This window comes from Rudaea sp., from assembly GCF_036383415.1.
In the GTDB taxonomy this organism is placed as follows: Bacteria; Pseudomonadota; Gammaproteobacteria; order Xanthomonadales; family Rhodanobacteraceae; genus Rudaea.
Window position 1 is genome coordinate 1 of sequence record NZ_DASVOK010000106.1, and the last position, 4,259, is coordinate 4,259.

General features: G+C 65.6%; 2 protein-coding genes. One reads left to right on the forward strand and one right to left on the reverse strand.

All coding sequences use genetic code 11. From position 1 onward, the window contains the following. The first annotated feature begins 264 nt into the window (after positions 1 to 264). Positions 265 to 1,641: a glutamate--cysteine ligase gene (locus VF497_RS03995; RefSeq protein ID WP_330886347.1), complete on the forward strand. Its 1,377-nt coding sequence runs from the start codon at positions 265 to 267 to the stop codon at positions 1,639 to 1,641. A gap of 17 nt (positions 1,642 to 1,658) precedes the next feature. On the opposite strand, the gene VF497_RS04000 is transcribed toward VF497_RS03995, so the two are convergent. After that, entirely contained in the window at positions 1,659 to 4,220 is a 2,562-nt protein-coding gene (locus VF497_RS04000) for a DUF11 domain-containing protein (protein ID WP_330886348.1), read from the reverse strand. Positions 4,221 to 4,259: the final 39 nt, after the last annotated feature.

A 4,259-nucleotide genomic window follows, 5' to 3' on the forward strand; every position in this document is an offset into this window, starting at 1 on the left:
CTGGCCGCGGTGCGCAAAGAGATCGCCGCCGCCGGCTTCGCCGCGACCGCGCAGCTGTTTTCCGCGCAGGCCAAGACCGGCCTCGACGAGGCACGCGGCGCGCTGGCCGCGCTGCTGTCCCAATCCTGATACGCCGCGGCGTCAGTTTCTTGCGGTCAGTGGGGTCTTTTGTTCCACTGCCCAGCCTCCATATCACCCAGCCAGAATTCAATACGCCGTCATTCCCACTTTCGCGGAAATGACGACAAAAGAGCACGCGAGCCTATGTCCGGACCCAGCGCGGTAAAAGAAACCCCGATCGAACGCCGCGAGCAGCTCGTGGACTACATCGCCTCCGGCGCGCGCACGCCCGAGGCGTGGCGCATCGGCACCGAACACGAGAAGTTCGGCTTCCGCCTCGACGACCTGCGTCCGCCTACGTACGAAGGTCCGCGAGGCATCGGCGCGATGCTCAACGGACTCACGCGCTTCGGCTGGGCGCCGATCAGCGAGACCGTGGACGGCGCGACCAACGTGATCGCGCTCGCGCGCGGCGACGGCTCGATCACGCTCGAACCGGCCGGCCAGCTCGAACTCTCCGGTGGCCAGCTCAAGACGATCCACGAGACCTGCGAGGAAGTCACCGGCCATCTGCGCGAGGTCAAGACGGTTGCCGACGAGTTGCAGCTCGGCTTCCTCGGCATGGGCTTCCAGCCGAAGTGGCGGCGCGACGAGATGCCGTGGATGCCGAAGGGCCGCTACCGCATCATGCGCGACTACATGCCCAAGGTCGGCAAGCTCGGCCTCGACATGATGACGCGCACCTGTACTGTCCAGGTGAACCTCGACTTCGCCAACGAAGCGGATATGGTGAAAAAATTCCGCGTCTCCCTCGCGCTGCAGCCGATCGCGACCGCGCTGTTCGCCGACTCGCCGTTCACCGAAGGCAAGCCGAACGGCTACCTCTCGTACCGATCGCACATCTGGACCGACACCGATGCAGATCGCACCGGCATGCTCGATTTCGTCTTCGAGGACGGCTTCGGCTACGAGCGCTACGTCGACTACCTGCTCGACGTGCCGATGTATTTTTCCTATCGCGACGGCAAGTACATCGATCTCGCCGGCAAGTCGTTCAAGAAATTCCTCGCCGGCGGACTCGACGATCTGCCCGGCGTACTGCCGACGATGAAGGACTGGGCCGACCACATGACCACGGCCTTCCCCGAAGTGCGCTTGAAGAAGTACCTCGAGATGCGCGGCGCCGACGGCGGCCGCTGGAGCCGGCTGTGCGCGCTGCCCGCGTTCTGGGTCGGCCTGCTCTACGACCAGACCGCGCTCGACGCCGCCTGGGATCTGGTCAAGGATTTCACCATGGCCGAGCGCCACGCGCTGCGCGACGGCGTGCCGAAACACGCACTCAAACTGCCATTCCGCAACGGCAGCGTGCGCGACCTCGCGCGCGAGGCGCTGAAGATTTCCGGGCAGGGCCTCACGCGGCGCAATCAATTGAATGCGACCGGCGCGAGCGAAGCGGTCTTCATTGAGCCGCTGATCGAATATGTCGAAGCGAACCAGACCCCGGCCGAGCGCAAGCTCGAACTGTTCAACGGGCCATGGAACGGCAGCGTCGATCCGCTGTTCAGGGAATTCGCCTACTGACTCTCGCGGCAAGCCGCTCAGTACATTCGCCGCCGTCGCCAGGCAAAAGCGGCGATGAGACCCGTCATGAGCAGCAACATCTGCCAGTGGAGTAAGGGCGCGGCGACCGGAGCCGACACCAGCGCCACGCTCACACTTGCGCTGTTGTTGGACGACGTAGGGTCGGCTGTCGTCGTCGTTGCCGACGCGGTGTTGACTACGCTTCCGGTTTGGACTCCGACCGTATCGATGGTGAGCGCGAAGCTCGCACTTGCCCCGTATGCCAGCGTTGCGACCGTGCATGTGACTGTGCCGCCGGCACCTACAGCCGGCGTCGTGCAGGCGAAAGCAGGCCCGGCAGTCTGCGCGAGCGAGACGAAACGGGTGCCGCTCGGCAGTGCGTCAACCAAAGCCACCGCCGAAGCCGCAGACGGTCCGTTGTTGTTCACGCCCAGCGTGTAGACGATCTTGCTGCCCGGCGGCACGGATGCGGACGCCGCAGTCTTGCTCACCGAGAGATCCGCGGTCGCCCCTACGTTGGTGTTGGCGACGGCGCTGTTATTGGCCGGATTCGCGTCCACGCTGCTGGTTTGCGCGGTTGCCGTATTCGTCAGCGTCGTGCCGGCGGCTGTGTCGCCGGCCACTGCGACGACAAGCGCGAAGGAGGCACTCGCGCCCACCGCGAGCGTCGCCGCACCGCAGGTGATGGTGCCACCCGCACCGATTGTTGGCGTTGTGCAGGTGAAGGCCGGACCCGCAGTCTGCGCGAGTGAGACGAACGTGGTACCGGCGGGCAGCGTATCGCTCCATTGCGCGTTGTTTGCCGGCGAGGTGCCCTGATTGGCCAGGCCGAGTGTGTAGGTAAGATTTTGTCCCGCCGTGACGATTGCCGCCGCAGTCTTGCTCATGACGAGGTCGGCAGTGTTGTTGACCGTCGATGTCGCCGAGGCGCTATTGTTGGCGGTATTGGGATCGGTGGTCGCGCTGCTCGCCGTCGCGGTATTGACCAGGTTGCTGCCGTTGCCGGCGCTGACCGGAACGGTGATGACGAGCGTGAATGACGCGCTTGCGCCGACGGCCAGCGTGGCGATGCTGCAGGTGACGGGACCGCTCCCGCCGACCGGAGGCGTCGCGCAGGTGAAGGCCGGGCCGGGGGCCTGCGCCAGCGAGACGAAGGTCGCATCAGTCGGCAATGAATCGCTCAGCGTCACCGAGGCGGCGTTGGACGGGCCGGCGTTGATCAGCGTCAACGTGTAGGTGGCGTTACCTCCGGCAATGACGTTTGCCGGGCCGCTCTTGGTCACGCCGAGATCGGCCTGGGTGGATACCGTGGTAGCGACGGTGGAAGTGTCGTTGCCGTGATTGGGGTCGACACTGTCGGTCGTCGCGGTCGCGGTGTTCTGCAGAGTCGTTCCGTTTGCGACGCTGGCCGACACTGCCGCCGTCAGCGTGAACTGGGCACTGCTGCCGTTGGCGAGCACGGCGATGGTGCAGGTGATGCTGCCGTTGGCCCCGATCGCGGGCACCGCGCAGCTCGCCGCAGGCCCGGTGTTCTGCACGAGCGAGACAAACGTCAGGCCGGCCGGCAACGCATCGGTGAAGCGTGCCTGCGTCGCCGCATCGGGCCCGTTGTTGCTCAAGCTGATCGTGTAGCTGATCGATGGCCCGCCGGCAATGGCGCTGGCCGGTCCGGATTTGGTGACGGCGACGTCGGCGCTCGACACCGTCGTGGTGGTGGCGGAGCTGTCGTTCTCGCTGTTCGGGTCGTTGTCCGAGGTGACGGCAGCGACATTCGTGTAGATCGTGCCCGCCGAGGTCCCGTTGGGTACGTGCCCGATCAGGGTAAACGTTGCGGAGGCGCCGGCGGCGAGGCTGGCGATCGTGCAGGTCGTCGACACACCCGGAGTGCAGGTAAAGGCCGGGCCGGCAGTCTGATTGAAGGACACGAACGTCATCGGCGCGGACGGGAAACCCGCCGGCAGATTGTCCGCCCAGGCCACGTTGGTCGCCGCATCGGGTCCGTAGTTGGCGACGACAATCGTGTAGCTGATGTCGGAGTTGGCCGCCACGCTGACCGGGCCGGTTTTGATGATGGATACGTCTGCCTGCGGCGACGGTATCTGGACACCCCAGATGGTGGAGTTGTTCTCGCTATTGGGGTCCGGGGTTTCGGAGGAAACGCTCGCAGTATTCTCGAAAAGCGTTCCCGCCGCGGTTCCGGCAGGAATATGCAGCGTGACCGCGAAGGTCGCCGAACTGCCTGTGGCCAGCGTCGCTGCATTACAGGTGATGATGCCGCCGGCGCCGACGGCCGGCGTCGTACAGGTGAAGGCGGGGCTGGCGGTCTGCATCAACGAGACGAAGGTCATGCCGGCCGGAATCTGATCGCTCATGTTGGCACTCGCCGCGTCGTCAGGACCGGCGTTCACCACGGTCAACGTATACACGACATCGGTGCCGGCACTGGCCGTCGTCGGCCCGACCTTCGTGATTCCGAGATCGGCGGACGGGGGCGGGGCTTGGGCATGAGCCGGCAGAACGCCGCCGAAGGCGAGCGCACAGAGCAACAGACACCGAGACGAGAGACTCGAGTTGCGCATCGTTGTTTCCCCTGGCTGGCCGGCCAGCGGACTGCTGGC

What these genes read in the sequence shown, in the direction of transcription:
- VF497_RS03995 (WP_330886347.1), top strand. Translation starts at nt 265, where the DNA reads ATGTCCGGACCCAGCGCGGTAAAAGAAACCCCGATCGAACGCCGCGAG.
- VF497_RS04000 (WP_330886348.1), bottom strand. Translation starts at nt 4,220, where the DNA reads ATGCGCAACTCGAGTCTCTCGTCTCGGTGTCTGTTGCTCTGTGCGCTC.